Annotated in this window: 13 protein-coding genes and 1 tRNA gene; 5 read left to right on the top strand and 9 right to left on the bottom strand. The window is 58.8% G+C overall.

Features of this window, described 5'->3' with window-relative positions; all coding sequences use genetic code 11:
- Positions 1–64: 64 nt before the first annotated feature.
- From EGT36_RS23040 to EGT36_RS23025, 4 genes are read left to right on the top strand one after another with little or no spacing between them, the layout of a single operon-like run.
- The gene (locus tag EGT36_RS23040) at positions 65–865 is read left to right on the top strand and encodes a phage antirepressor KilAC domain-containing protein (RefSeq protein ID WP_125271120.1); all 801 of its coding nucleotides are present in this window, start codon (positions 65–67) and stop codon (positions 863–865) included.
- Between the two features lie 57 nt (positions 866–922).
- Positions 923–1,375, top strand: coding sequence for a hypothetical protein (locus EGT36_RS23035; RefSeq protein ID WP_125271119.1), 453 nt, complete (start codon positions 923–925; stop codon positions 1,373–1,375).
- Positions 1,372–2,040, top strand: coding sequence for a hypothetical protein (locus EGT36_RS23030; RefSeq protein ID WP_125271118.1), 669 nt, complete (start codon positions 1,372–1,374; stop codon positions 2,038–2,040). Before EGT36_RS23035 ends, EGT36_RS23030 begins: the two co-directional genes overlap by 4 nt.
- Positions 2,037–2,462, top strand: coding sequence for a hypothetical protein (locus EGT36_RS23025; RefSeq protein WP_125271117.1), 426 nt, complete (start codon positions 2,037–2,039; stop codon positions 2,460–2,462). Before EGT36_RS23030 ends, EGT36_RS23025 begins: the two co-directional genes overlap by 4 nt.
- Here the strand turns inward: EGT36_RS23025 and EGT36_RS31150 are convergent.
- Entirely contained in the window at positions 2,459–2,722 is a 264-nt protein-coding gene (locus tag EGT36_RS31150; protein WP_286084330.1) for a hypothetical protein, read from the bottom strand. The genes EGT36_RS23025 and EGT36_RS31150 overlap by 4 nt on opposite strands.
- On the opposite strand from EGT36_RS31150, the gene EGT36_RS23020 reads away from it, so the two are divergent.
- Positions 2,609–4,195 carry a recombinase family protein gene (locus tag EGT36_RS23020; RefSeq protein WP_286084344.1) on the top strand — a complete coding sequence of 529 codons (1,587 nt, stop codon included), beginning with the start codon at positions 2,609–2,611 and terminating at the stop codon, positions 4,193–4,195. The genes EGT36_RS31150 and EGT36_RS23020 overlap by 114 nt on opposite strands.
- Here EGT36_RS23020 and EGT36_RS23015 read toward each other — a convergent pair.
- The 8 genes from EGT36_RS23015 to glmM form a co-directional block, all read right to left on the bottom strand.
- Positions 4,152–4,228: transfer RNA gene (locus tag EGT36_RS23015), tRNA-Met, on the bottom strand. The two genes, EGT36_RS23020 and EGT36_RS23015, sit on opposite strands and share 44 nt — an antisense overlap.
- Before the next feature lie 136 nt (positions 4,229–4,364).
- Entirely contained in the window at positions 4,365–5,561 is a 1,197-nt protein-coding gene (gene mnmA, locus EGT36_RS23010) for a tRNA 2-thiouridine(34) synthase MnmA (RefSeq protein WP_004445712.1), read from the bottom strand.
- Between the two features lie 206 nt (positions 5,562–5,767).
- Positions 5,768–6,958 (bottom strand): OpgC family protein, encoded by a 1,191-nt coding sequence (locus EGT36_RS23005; RefSeq protein WP_037094639.1) that lies wholly within the window; start codon positions 6,956–6,958, stop codon positions 5,768–5,770.
- Positions 6,959–7,406: 448 nt separating this feature from the next.
- Complete coding sequence (locus EGT36_RS23000; protein ID WP_022563039.1) at positions 7,407–8,480, bottom strand: Tim44 domain-containing protein; 1,074 nt, start codon at positions 8,478–8,480, stop codon at positions 7,407–7,409.
- A gap of 217 nt (positions 8,481–8,697) precedes the next feature.
- On the bottom strand, positions 8,698–10,293 hold the full coding sequence (gene serA, locus EGT36_RS22995) for a phosphoglycerate dehydrogenase (RefSeq protein ID WP_003506257.1): 1,596 nt from the start codon (positions 10,291–10,293) through the stop codon (positions 8,698–8,700).
- Positions 10,294–10,375: 82 nt separating this feature from the next.
- Positions 10,376–11,554: a phosphoserine transaminase gene (locus tag EGT36_RS22990; protein WP_022563040.1), complete on the bottom strand. Its 1,179-nt coding sequence runs from the start codon at positions 11,552–11,554 to the stop codon at positions 10,376–10,378.
- A 212-nt stretch (positions 11,555–11,766) separates the two neighbouring features.
- Complete coding sequence (locus EGT36_RS22985) at positions 11,767–12,606, bottom strand: outer membrane protein (protein WP_004445720.1); 840 nt, start codon at positions 12,604–12,606, stop codon at positions 11,767–11,769.
- A gap of 186 nt (positions 12,607–12,792) precedes the next feature.
- Positions 12,793–14,145, bottom strand: a complete 1,353-nt coding sequence (gene glmM, locus EGT36_RS22980) for a phosphoglucosamine mutase (RefSeq protein ID WP_004445721.1) — start codon at positions 14,143–14,145, stop codon at positions 12,793–12,795.
- Positions 14,146–14,319 lie beyond the last annotated feature (174 nt).

Here is a 14,319-nt window from a genome sequence, read left to right as displayed (position 1 = left end):
GGGGAAAAGTTGTCGAGGCCAATCCCCGCCGCTGCGAAATCACCAGAAGCAAAGGAATTGCCTGATGAGCGATCACAGGGATAGCACAACTGTGCCAACAGTTTCAATTGGCAACCTCACTATCGAGAAGGTCGAAGGTGAAGCGCGCGTCGAGGACATCGTTCTCGCAAAGCGCCTTGGCTTTACAGATCCCAAGTCCATACGAAGGCTTATCAAGCGTCACGCCACTGCGCTTGAGCAGCTTGGAAAGCGGGTCACGGTGTCCCGCTTAGGCCTTGGAGGCACGGCGGAGGTAAACTACCTCAACCGCAAGCAGGCGATTTTCATCACCGCGAAGTCTGAGACTGTAATAGCCACTGAGGTGACCATCGAAATCGTCAAGCGGTTCGATGATTACGAGAACGGAACAGCCCGTCAGCCCATGACGGCCGAAGACCTGATCCGGAATCCAGAACACCTGCTTGCGATCACGCAAGGGTACGCCCTTCAGATCGCAGACATGCGCCGTGATATGACAGTGATGCAGGAAGACGTTGACACCCTTCACCGCATCACTGGCGCCGATGATATGTTCGGCGTTCGCGAAACCGCCAAGCTGGTGCAGATGCCGCAAAACCGTTTCGTTGAATGGTTGAAGCAGAACAAGTGGGCGTACCGGCAGACCGGTAGCAACAAGCTGCTGGCCTATTCAGAAAAAGAAAAAGCAGGGTTGTGCCGGAATGTTGCGAGGTCCTATCGGAAGGATGATGGAACGGAAGGCGTTCGCGAAACGCTGAAGTTCTACCCTAAAGGCGTGGTCGCAATCGCCAAGAAACTCAATGTGACGGTCACAGACGCCGATATGGCAGCCGCGCGCGAACAGTAACCAGCGACCGGCGCGCACATAGCGCCGATCTCCACCCCTACAATTTGGAGAATGATCATGCCGAACACGATTCCGGCCGCTGGCGAAGCCATGCCAGAAGTTACCCTTGAAGCGATGATTGCGCGGCACAACGCAGCGATCGAAGCAGCGAATAACCGTAACGGCCCCCTCGAAGACAGCCCCGAGGAAATTGAGATGCATTCCGCAATGGATGCGTTTTTCGAAAGCTCGGCCCGGCTGACGACTTTTGATGGGCTGATTGCTGCGCTTCGTCTTGCCGACAAGGAAAACGAGGATTTCGACTGTTCTGTGGTCAGCGCCACGCTCGTGAAGGGCGCGCTTGCTTACCTCGAAGGTCAGACGGCGAAGGAACGGCTTTCCGATCTCCTGCATCAGGCAGGGCAGATCATCCGCGATAATCCCGATTTGGCGATCGATCGCATCACCATCAATCACGATGGCGTCCACACCCTCATCAAAATCCCGGTCACTGAGGAGCATTCAGCATGAAAACGACCCGTCGCACCTTTCTCGGCGGCGTAGCTGCTGCCGCTCTCCCTGTAGCTGCCACGGCCTGCGAGACTGTAACGACCGCCCAGACCGAGCCGTCGGCGCTGGCAACGCTGATCTCTGCCTACAACGACGTCACAGCCGAAGCCAATCGCATCGACGGTTTGTCGGAGGCCCTTTGGGAAAGTCCCGAGCGCCCGCCAGTAGCGAAGCTCGAGAAAGCCGAACTGACGCACAGTTACCGCTGGCACATGCTGAAGCAGCAGTTCGTGATGTCGCGCGATGCTGTGAATCACCTATTCGACTGCGAGGCGAAGGTTTTCAAGATGAACGCCGATTTCTGCGGAAACGCGCAGAACTTCGCGCCTCACTTTGCCAGGATCGAAGCTGATCGTCAGCATTATCTCACGATGTTCGACGCCCGCGAAGCGCGCTATCAGGCATGGGCCACATCAAGCGGCTTCCATGATCTCGGCAGAGAACAGGATCGGCTTGCCGATCTGGAAAACGATCTGAACGAAGCCATCATCGCGCATCCGATCGCCACACTGGAAGACGCGCGCATGAAAGCCGCGCATATCAAGAAGGTCTACGGCTCGTCCATGACCGGCCAGGATCAGGCCGTCTTCCTCGCAACCCTCATCAATTCGGGAGAAGAAGCATGATTACGGCGATCAATGGTATCCCTGCTCAATTTCTTCGGCCCGAGCAGGACTGGCTCGATGAACTGGATATGACGGCTTTCGAGGGCCGTCAGTTTAACGCCGTGTACGAAGCACTGTCGCTCGCGATAACCGGGCTTTCCGGCGTCATGAACCAGCCCAGGAGCAAGACCGACAAAGGCCTCAAGCCTGCAGGTGAATATCTCAGCACGATGTTGGAGTTTATGCACTCCGAACGGACCCGGCTGATCGAGACGCTGAACCACCGGAAGCCCAAAGACGACGACGAGGCGCATATTCGCATGTGTCTGCTCGTTCAGTACGAAGCCGAATGCGAGGACATGAAGGCAGGCGAGTTGGCTGCGTTCGTCAAGTCTTTCGACAAGATAACCCCTGTGGATAAGTCGAATAACGGGGAGAACTAATCAATGGAGAAAGAAAATCCTTTGATCGAGTTCGCGAAAGCATTGGCAAGGTGGCAGGCCAAGGAAGACGCTGAAAGCCTGCGACCGTCCAATGACGACGTGAAACCCGCCACACCCGCCAAGAGATCGAAATGAAACGCGCTGCAATCTACGCCCGGTATTCGACCGACCTGCAAAACGACAAGTCCGTCGAGGATCAAATCAGGCTTTGCGAAGCCCACGCGCAGCGCATCGGGGCGCAGATCGTCAAGACGTTTCACGATAGAGCAAAATCCGGCGCGTCCATGTTTGGGCGGGCTGGCCTGTCTCAACTCATGCAGGACGCGGAAAACGGAACATTCGAAGTTCTGATTTCGGAATCGCCCGACCGTGTTTCCCGAGACATTGCCGACCTGGCGCATATTCACAAGACGTTGAAGTTTCGCGGCGTCGAGATGAACTGCGTGAACGGCGGCGTCATGGACACGATGCAAATCGGCATGTATGGCGTCGTCGGCCAGATGCAGCGCGAGGAAGGCGCTAAGAAAGTCAAGCGTGGCATGGTCGGCGTTGTGCGGTCTGGTCGACACGCCGGCGGTAGGGCTTACGGCTATGAGCCGGTACCGGGAAAGCCGGGAGAGCTTCGCATTCTTCCTGATGAGGCCCAGATCATCGTCCGGATTTTCAAGCAGTATGCGGCCGGGACATCGCCGCGCACTATTGCCGGCGCATTGAACGAAGAAGGCATCGCCCCTCCCCGCGGCGATAAGTGGAACGCGTCAACCATCAACGGCAGCGGGACGCGTGGATATGGCATCCTGCGCAATCCGATCTATGACGGCCGGATGGTTTGGAACCGGGTGCGGATGGTCAAAGACCCCAGCACCGGCCGCCGCGTTTCCCGCACGAACGACGCAAGCGAACATGAGACGATCGATGTTCCGCATTTGCGCATCGTGGACGAGTGGCTTTTTCAGAAGGTGCAGGAAAGAAAGGCCGCGACCGGCGGCGAACACAAGATGATGCAGCCCAGATCGAAGCGGCTGCTTTCCGGCCTGCTGCGCTGTGGAGCGTGCGGAGGCGGAATGGTGATCGTCGGGCCGGATCGGGGCGGCAATCGCATCCAGTGCAGCACCTACCGCGAATCCGGAACGTGCGATAATCGCAGGCGGTTCTATATCGACCGGATTGAAGAACAGGTTATCGACAGCTTGCGCATGGCGTTTGCCGATACGAGCGTTATCGAGGCCTACGTGAAGACTTACGAGGAGGAGTTGAAGCGGCGGCGCGGGAATGCCTTCAAAAGCAGGGCGGCGGCGCAGCGCGGCTTGAATGATGCGAAAGATGGCATCACGAAAATTGTTGAAAAAATATCGAAAGGGCTCATCGAAGACGACGAGGCGGCGGTTTTGCTGGCTGGCCTTCGCGAGGAGCGGAATAAATTTCAGGCCATTCTCGACAGCGTCGAGGAGCCGGCAAATGTGATTGAGCTTCAGCCGAAGGCTTTGTTGCGCTTCCGGTCGAGCATCGAGAGCTTGGCTAAAATCTTGCGATCGAGTGACGGCAACGTGCCGATGGAGCTCGGGGAGACGTTTCGGCAACTGGTTGCCGCGGTCGTTGTAGAACCGACACCCGCGGGCGAAGCCTACTCGGTCAGCCTGAAGGCTTATCTCTCAAGCCTTATGAGTTCTGAACTGTCGGTGATAAAGTTGGTAGCGGGAGAGGGACTTGAACCCCCGACACGCGGATTATGATTCCGCTGCTCTAACCACCTGAGCTACCCCGCCACAGGGGAAACGTGACAGTCATGTGACCGGCTCGTTCCATCAGGATGAGCGGCTTATAAGGTGCCGCTCCCCAAAGTGTCAAGCGCAAGATGCGCAAAAAATTCGCTTTCCGCATCGCTGCAAAAAGCGAGTGGTTTCAGGCGGCAACCGGCTTTTCCAGAAGCGCCTTGAGCGACGCCTCGGCCTCCGCCGAGCGCTCGGACCGTTCAATGAAACCGCCGCCGTACACGCGGGCATCCGCGCCCGGCGCGGAATAAAGCACGCAGGCCTGACCGGGCGCGACACCCGCCTCTCCGGTCATCAGGTCCACATAGATACCATTCTCATCCGCATGCAGCACTGCCTCCGTCGGAGGACGGGTGGAACGCACCTTGGCGAAGCAGGCGAAGCCCTGCCCGGCGTCGACGGCCAGGTCGCCATCACCCAGCCAGTTCATGTCACGCAGATAGACGCGGCGGGTTTCCAGCGCCTCACGTGGGCCAACGATGACCCGGCGGCCACGCGCATCGAGATGCACGACGTAAAGCGGCTCGCCCGTCGCAACACCGATACCGCGGCGCTGGCCGATCGTATAATGCACGATGCCATCGTGGCGGCCGAGCACACGCCCGTCGAGATGCACGATATCACCCGCCAGAGCCGCATTCGGCTTCAGCTTGTTGATGATATCGGTATATTTGCCCTGCGGCACGAAACAGATATCCTGGCTGTCGGCCTTTTTGGCAACGACAAGCCCCATTTCTTCCGCCAAAGCCCGTGTTTCGGCCTTGGAGAGGCCACCGAGGGGAAAGCGCAGATAATCGATCTGTTCCTGCGTGGTTGCGAACAGGAACCAGCTCTGGTCGCGGTCGCTGTCGATCGGCCGATAGAGCGCGCGGCGGCCCGCCTGGCCGGGAACGGGGTTGGGCCGCGAACGGATGTAGTGGCCCGTGGCCAGCGCATCGGCACCCAGTTCCTGCGCGGTCGCTAGAAGATCGGCGAATTTTACCGTCTGGTTGCAGGCAACACAGGGAATGGGGGTCTCACCCATCGCATAAGCTTCCGCAAAGGGGTTGATGACGGTTTCACGGAACCGCGCTTCATAATCCAGCACGTAATGAGGGATGCCCAGCGTTTCGCAGACCCGGCGCGCATCGTCGATATCCTGGCCGGCGCAACAGGAGCCGGCGCGGTGCACGGCGGCGCCATGGTCATACAGCTGGAGGGTGATGCCGAGGACATCGTAGCCCTCGCGCTTGAGGATACCGGCCACAACAGAAGAATCGACGCCACCGGACATGGCGACAACGATCCGGGTATCTTCCGGCCTCTTGTCAAAATCGAGCGTATTCACGTTTTTTCCCATCGTCAGTCATAACGGGGGTAAAGGCCCCGCCGCCTGTCGGTCATCCGCCGCGAGAAACCCTGCCCACCAAACGGGCCGTCCTGTCTCGCCATACCGCGGATTTAAGGGCTGCATATAGAAAGGAATGGCCTCACACGCAAGTACGGGGCGGAAAACCGCCCCGTAAAGCCGTCTGATTCCCCTTGTGGAGGGCTTCAGGCGCCAGCCGTCTTCTGGCCGCTGCTGCCGAACCACTTGTCGCGCTCCCGCCACAGGGCGGGCATGGCCAGCAATCCGATGGCCGTAAAGGCGATCAGCGTCTTGTTCAGCTGCGACAGTTCCGCCGTGCGTCCATCGAGATAATAAACGCCATAGACGATCGCCACGTGCCAGACATAGACCTGCAGCGAGTGGCGGCCGAGCAATTGCAGGAACTTCAGCGACAGCACCCAGATAACGCCTTCGGCGATGGAGCGCACGAGCGGGCGGTGGTGATGCGGTCCGGCAATCACGAGCCAGGTGAGGCCAACGCCGACGGCGAGGAAGTTGATGAGGTAGACCGGGCCGAAATCGGCGCGGATTTCCATCGTCGAAAACTTGCCCATCATGAATTCCGGCATCAGACCCCACGCGGTAGCGATGCGGAGCGGCATGAAGAACAGGCAGATGACAAGCGCGGCCTTCGGCAGCCAGGTATGCTCCGGGGAGAAAATCTTCTTCCACGGAATGCGGTTCTGCGCCGTCATAGCACCCATCACCAGCGCCGAGTAGAACACCAGCTGCCAGCCGAGCAGGTTGAAGCTGACGCGAATACCCTGTTCGTCCGCGCCCTTGACGAGTTCATTGAGAGGCGTCGTCACAATCTGCTGCAGGCCAAGCTGTCCCGCCATCCAGACCAGCAGCGAGCCGGCCATGACATAGGCCCACTTGCCATCGAGGCAGAGCTTCACCAGGACAGGCGCGAAAATCATGTAGACAATATATTGCGGCAGAATGTCCATGAAGGTCGGCTGGAAGAGAAATGTCGCAATTGCCGTCAGACGCAGCGGATCGTCGAAAGACGTCATGCCGAGCCAATTGTACCAGATGTAGGGCGCATGCGGGATGATCATACGGAAGAACAGAACGGCGATGACGAGACCCATCGCATAACGATAGAGTTCCAGCGCGCGGTTCCAGATCATCTGTTTACCGGCGTCATAGCCATATTTCATCATCTTGCGCGCATATACCATGCCGATCAGCAGGCCGGACAGGAATACGAAGCCCTGCGCGTCCTCGACAAAGGCGAACTGGCGATGGTTGATTTCCACCAGCCAGAAGCCGCCGGCAAACACCAGATGGTTGATCAGCATGAAGACGAGGAAGTAACCACGCATCCCGTCGATCAGGTCAAAGCGTTTCATTTCGATAGCTCTCCGTTCTCGCGGGCCGTGCATTGCCCGGCCACCCAGCCCGGCCTGCGAGATGCCGGGAATTGGATTGTCAACGCGTTTTTGCCGCTGAGGTTCCGCTCCCAAAGCGGTTTAGAACCGGCACGAAAAGTCACATTGACGTGTACGCCCTGTGGTTAGGACGCGGGGACTGAATGCCCGATGAATGAAAAAAGGCAATTCCGTGAAACGGATGAGCCATGCGCTCGGAACATACCAAGGCAAACAAGCCTCAAGGCCTTGCATGGCAGGGGAAAGCCGAATCCGCCGCGCGTGGCTGGCGGATATATCACCCGTAAGATCTCCCAATCTTTTTTGGCGGCATCCCGCCATGCTTTTTAGGAAGCTTATCGAACGAAACGGATAAGGCCCGGCGGTGAAGCGACCGCCGGGCCTTATCCGTTTAAGAGGCTCTGATTCGTCAGGCGGCGGCCTGGATGGCGGCGACCTGCCAGTTGTCGTTGCCGGGGCGGCGGACAAAGGTCCACATTTCCACCGATTCGGACGGATGTTGCTCGTCACCTTCGATCACCTTGCCGGAGGTGCGGTCGCGCATCACGTCGATGGCAGAGTAGCGCATCGCGACTGTCGCGTAGTCCTGCCCTTCTTCGTGCCATGCTTCGGCGACATCGCCCTGCAGTAGCGTCACCTCGCGCACGTCGTTTTTCACACCGCTGGTCGCGTTATCGCTGAGTTCTTCAGCGAGATAAGACATGGCTTCGGGCGTCGTCAGTTTGCGCAATGTGCCATAATCCTCGGCGGCATAGGCAGCCTGCACGTCTTCCAGCATTTTCTGGAACGTCTCGAGGTCGCCCTGCGTGATGCCGATTTCGTCGCCCTCCGAGATGGCGTTGGCGTGGGGCGTGGGCTTTGCCGTTGCGGCAGCAGCAGCCGCTCCGCCCGCAGCGCCGGCCATCGCGCCGATCTTCGGGATCTTGAACGAGGATGCGGCCGGACCCGCCTGCGAACCGCCATTATAGGAGGAGCCGGAATGATCCGTGCGGTGCGAGCCGTTGGCCGATCCATAAGCGGGCTGGCCCTGACGGCGCGACGCGAAGAAGCGCATGGCGAGCATGACCAGAAGGCCGATCAGCGCAACCTGCAGCAACATGCCGAAGAAACCGGCCATGCCGCCGAAACCACCACCCAGAAGCATGCCGAACAGACCGCCCATCAGCAGGCCGCCCATCAGACCACCCATCATGCCGCCGAAGAGGCCACGATTTTGCTGCGGCGCCTGTGCGCCAGGACGTGCCGGCTGAGCAGCGCCAGGAGCTGCCTGGTTGGTGTTGGGCGTCATGCTGCGGTTAATCGGCGCGGTCTGGCCGGGCGCAGTGCTGGTCGAAGGCGGAGCGGAGTAGGTCCGCGTGCCACGGCTGCCGAAACCGCCGCTGGCGCGACGTGCTTCTGCCATATCAACCGCCACAAAAGACACCGCGATACCAAGCGCGGCGACTGCGAACAAACCCTTGAAGCGCCGAAAGGCAGCAAACATCGTTATCTCCTATTGGCCGCCCTCCCATGAGCGGCATCTCAACAGGCGATATAGCAACTCATGATCATCATTTTTAGACCGCTCGGCTTAAATTTTTTGTGATATGCAACCAAGGCGTGAGGCGCGTGAAATCTGCCGCAAATCGAAAGCTGGAAGAAAACCGGCACAGGGTTTCCCCTGCACCGGTTCCTATTGTCCCCTTGGGAGGAACGATAGATCAGTCGACGTTGAACGTCAGCGGCTTGACCTGGCGGATGGCCGGGTTGGCGCGCAGCTTGTCCAGCACCTCTTCGGAAACCGGACCGTCGACATAAAGCAGGGCGATGGCGTCGCCGCCTTCCTTTTCACGTCCAAGCTGGAAGTTGGCGATGTTGACGCCAGCCTCGCCGAGCGTGGTGCCCATGAAGCCGATCATGCCGGGAACGTCGGTATTGGTGATGTAGATCATGTGCGATCCGACATCGGCATCCATGTTGATGTTCTTGATCTGGATGAAACGTGGCTTGCCATCCGAGAACACCGTGCCGGCAACCGAGCGGATCTGGTTTTCCGTCTTCACCGTCAGCTTGATGTAACCGTCGTAAACGCCGGTCTTGTCGCGCTTGACCTCGGAAAGGATGATGCCTTTCTCCTTGATCATGACCGGGGCCGAAACCATGTTCACGTCGGCAACCTGACTGCGGATGAGGCCGGCCAGCAATGCACTGGTCAACGCCTTCGTGTTCATGTTGGCGGTTGCACCGTCATAAAGGATTTCGATTTCCTTGGTGGCGCTTTCCTGTACCTGGCCGACGAAAGACCCGAGAACATCCGCGAGACGGATGAAGGGCTTCAGACGCGGCGCTTCCTCAGCCGTGATCGACGGCATGTTGATGGCGTTGGACACGGCACCCTTGACGAGGTAATCCGACATCTGCTCGGCAACCTGCAGGGCAACGTTTTCCTGTGCTTCCGTGGTCGAAGCGCCAAGATGCGGCGTGCAGACGACGTTAGGAAGGCCGAAAAGCGGGCTCTCGGTGGCGGGCTCGACTTCGAACACGTCAAAACCGGCACCGGCGACATGGCCGGACTTGATGGCTTCCGCAAGGGCAGCTTCATCCACAAGACCACCACGGGCGCAGTTGACGATACGTACGCCCTTCTTGGTCTTGGCAAGGTTCTCGGCGTTCAGGATGCCGCGCGTCTTGTCGGTCATCGGCACATGCAGGGTGATGAAATCGGCCTGGGCCAGCAACTCGTCCAGCTCAACCTTGGTGACGCCCATTTCCTGCGCGCGCTCCGGCGACAGGAAGGGGTCGTAGGCGAGAACGTGCATCTTGAGGCCAAGTGCACGCGAGCAGACGATCGAACCGATGTTACCCGCACCGATGACGCCGAGCGTCTTGCCGGTGATTTCGACACCCATGAACTTCGACTTTTCCCACTTGCCGGCCTGCGTGGAGCTGTCGGCTGCAGGAAGCTGGCGGGCGACGGCAAACATCAGCGCAATCGCGTGTTCTGCCGTTGTAATGGAGTTGCCGAAAGGCGTGTTCATGACGATGATACCGCGGCGCGAGGCAGCCGGGATGTCAACGTTGTCGACGCCGATGCCGGCGCGGCCGATGACCTTGAGGTTGGTCGCGGCTTCGATCAGCTTTTCGGTTGCCTTGGTGGCAGAGCGGATGGCCAAGCCATCGTAATTGCCGATGATTTCAGCAAGCTTGTCCTTGTCCTTGCCGAGCTTCGGCTGGAAATCAACTTCGACGCCACGATCACGGAAAATCTGGACGGCGGTTTCCGACAGTTCGTCGGATACGAGTACGCGAGGTGCCATGGTTCACGGGCTCCTTGAAAAACGGTGCAGTTTTGAAAGCGGGAACTATGCGGCCCTGCATCAGCGCAGGGCCGGTATCAAATCAGGCGGCAGCCTTGGAAAGTGCTGCCTTCTGCGTCTGGTAAGCCCAGGTGAGCCAGGGCATGACGGCTTCCATATCAGCCGTCTCGATGGTGGCGCCGGCCCAGATGCGCAGACCGGACGGGGCGTCGCGGTAAGCGCCGATATCGAGGGCGACATTTTCCTTTTCGAGCAGGGCGACGACGCCCTTGGCAAAATCGGCCTGTGCCGCGGCATCCAGCGCCTGGACCTCGGGATCGACGATCTTGAGGCAGACGGACGTATTGGAGCGAGTTTCCGGCTTCACGGCCAGGTTAGCGATCCAGTCGTTCTTCTCGATGAAGTCGTAGATAACCTTGGCATTGGCATCGGCGCGGCCGATCAGCGCCTTCAGGCCACCGAGATTCTTTGCCCAGAGCAGCGCGTCGATATAATCTTCAACGCAGAGCATGGACGGCGTGTTGATGGTTTCACCGGTGAAGATGCCTTCGATCAGCTTGCCGCCGGAAACCATGCGGAAGATTTTCGGCAGCGGCCATGCCGGTGCGTAGCTCAAGAGACGCTCAACGGCGCGCGGCGACAGGATGATGACGCCATGGCCGCCCTCGCCGCCGAGAACCTTCTGCCAGGAGAAGGTGACGACGTCGAGTTTCGTAAAGTCCATATCCTGCGCGAAAGCCGCCGAGGTGGCGTCGCAGATGGTCAGGCCCTTGCGGTCGGCGGGAATGAAATCGGCGTTGGGAACACGAACGCCAGAGGTCGTACCGTTCCAGGTGAAGACCACGTCGCGGTCGAAATCGACTTCGGCAAGGTTCGGCAGCAGGCCGTAATCGGCCTCGAACTTGCGAACGTCCTTCAGCTTCAGCTGCTTGACGACGTCGGTGACCCAGCCGGCGCCGAAGCTTTCCCAGGCCAGCATATCGACGCCACGTTCGCCGAGCAGCGACCAGAGCGCCATTTCAACGGCGCCGGTGTCGGATGCGGGAACGATACCGATGCGATAATCGGCGGGAACATCAAGAACTTCACGGGTGAGATCGATGGCCTGCTTCAGCTTGGCTTTGCCAACCTTGGCGCGATGCGAGCGACCGAGCGGCGCATCGGAGAGAGCATCTAGCGACCAACCGGGGCGCTTCGAGCAGGGACCAGAGGAAAAATGCGTATTGCCCGGACGGACGTCCGGCTTCACGATATCTGTCATTTGACTACCCTTCCAGATAGGCGCTCCACGTTAGGGTGGAGTGTCCTGACGCCGTTGCTATTCCTGTCGCCGATCCCAGTCAAGCGGAATATGTCGCTACGCAGAAGAATCTTGGTCCATATGCGTCATGTCCCTTGCCACATGCCGATAAAACAAAACCGCCCGCACCCGGAGGATGCGGACGGCCCGAAACTATCAGGTTGGCGTGACGATTATTTATAAACGGCAGGCTGCAGAGGAATATCGGCAGGCGGCATGTATTGCGCGGTGTCGCAACCGTTGAAGACATAACGGCCGCCGACACGCACTTCATGCGAATAGAGGCCCTTGTCACGGCCGGGGCCGCCGCCATTCTCATAGGCGAACATGTCGCCCTTGTTGATGTGACGGAAACGGTAACCGATATCGGCCTTCAGATTACAGGTAACATCAATGGATGCGCCAGCCATAAGGGCGTAAGCGAAACGCCACTTGCCCCTGCCGCCGTGTTCGGTGGTCGGGTCGCAGCCAAGACCATTGACACTGCAGGATGTGTTGCGCAGCTTGTCCCACTTGACGTAGGAGCCGCCGATACCACCGCCGACATACGGCGTCACGCGTCCGTAAGTCCCGAGATCGACGTAGGCATTTGCCATCAGAGTATAGGCGCGAACCGAGCTAAGATCCTCCGAGACGCAGCGGCCGGGAACGGAACCGCAGAAACCGCTCGTGGAGCCACGAAAATCCGACTTGCCCATATAGTCGAAGGTCACGTCACTGCGGAAATAGTTGTTGAACTGATAACCGACACCGGCGCCAATGACATAGCTATCGTCGATCTTCGCGGTATCGAAATCAGCGAGATAGCCACCAGGGCCACCCTGATAATAATTGGCACCACGCAGCTTATTGAAAGAATAACCGACGTCGCCTCGCAGATACCAGCCGCTTGCCTGGGTGATCTCCACTTCGGGAGCATAGGTCGGCGCAGGCTCAGCTTGATAAAGATCGGCGGCAATGGCGCTGGTGCCGGTCAGCAGGACGGCCAGAAATCCGGCCAGGGCGTTTTTCATGACTTCCACTCCAGAAGAGGCACGTGCGTTTGCGGCAGCAGATGCCAGTGAACTGTTCAGTCATGGAGATTGACGTAAAATGGTTAAGTCCCGATTAACCACGCTCATTCACTATATTTATTAGTAAATACTCAAAGAAAAAGCTGGCGGAAGGCCGGCTTTTTGCTGATTTATTGTTGCTATGCCTCACGCGGCAGAGCGGGCATTCGCGATGATGCCGACAAGATCATTGACGATACGCTCCACCTTCGCGCTATCGTCGCCTTCCGCCATCACGCGGATCAGCGGTTCGGTGCCGGAAGGGCGGATGACGAGGCGGCCATTATCGGCAAGCGCACTTTCCGCATCCGCAATTGCCTGCTGCACGACCGGGTTTTCCAGCGGTTTGCCACCGGAGATACGGACATTCTTCAAAAGCTGCGGCACGGGCTCGAACTTGCGGCAAACCTCGCTCACCGTGCGGCCGGAGCGCTTGACCTTGGCGAGAACCTGCAATGCCGCAACGAGCCCATCCCCCGTCGTGCCGTAATCCGACAGCACGATATGGCCGGACTGCTCACCGCCAACATTGAAATTGTGGTTGCGCATGTGTTCGACCACATAGCGGTCGCCCACCTTGGTGCGGGCAAGGGTGAGGCCCTTGTCGCCAAGAAACCGCTCAAGACCGAGATTGGACATGACAGTTGCGACGATGCCACCGCCGCGGAGCGTGTTGTCTTCGGCCCAGCTGTCGGCGATGACGGCCATCAGCTGGTCGCCATCAACTATCTCACCGCGTTCATCAACGATGATGACGCGGTCCGCATCACCATCCAGCGCAATGCCGATATCGGCCCGCACCTCGTGGACCTTTTTCTGAAGGGCTTCCGGGTGCGTGGAACCGCATTCGAGGTTAATGTTGATGCCGTTCGGCTCGTTGCCGATGGTGACGACCTCCGCGCCGAGTTCCCAGAGAGCCGCGGGCGCCACCTTATAAGCCGCGCCATTGGCGCAGTCGATGGCGATTCGCAGGCCGCTCAATGTCACGTCGCGCGGCAGGGTGCGCTTCACGAACTCGATATAACGATAGATGTCGCCATCGACGCGCTTCGCCCGGCCGATTTCGGCAGGTTTCGCCAGTTGGGCGTAGATATCCTTGTCGAGGAGGTCTTCGATCTCCAGCTCCAGCTCATCGGAAAGCTTGTAACCGTCAGGCCCGAAAAGCTTGATGCCGTTGTCGGAGAAGGGATTGTGCGAGGCCGAGATCATCACGCCGATATCCGCGCGCAGCGAGCGGGTCAGCATGGCGACGGCCGGCGTCGGGATCGGGCCGAGCAGGAAGACATCGAGACCGGCGGCGGTGAAGCCGGCAACCAGGGCGTTTTCCAGCATATAGCCGGAAAGGCGCGTATCCTTGCCGATGACGACACGATGGCGATGATGGCCACGGCGGAAAATCGTCCCGACGGCAATGCCAACCCGCATCGCCAGATCAGGCGTCATGGGGAAGACGTTCGATTGTCCGCGGATACCATCGGTTCCGAAATAACGGCGTGCCATTTGAACTCCAAATCTTTTCCAGCGTTCCGGCACAAGCTGAAAACAGCCGGAAGCGTTTTTGGCTAGATGCCACAAACCACGATAAACAGCACGTAAATTACCGCAAAAATGGCTTATATCTTGTTACCAAAATGAAAAGGCCACCCGGAAGCCCGGATGGCCTTTTACAATTTC

Origin of the sequence: Agrobacterium sp. FDAARGOS_525 (assembly GCF_003938925.1) — a bacterium.
Classification (GTDB): Bacteria; Pseudomonadota; Alphaproteobacteria; order Rhizobiales; family Rhizobiaceae; genus Agrobacterium; species Agrobacterium pusense.
The sequence above is the reverse complement of the archived record's forward strand: the minus strand, read 5'-3'. Positions and strand labels throughout refer to the sequence as shown.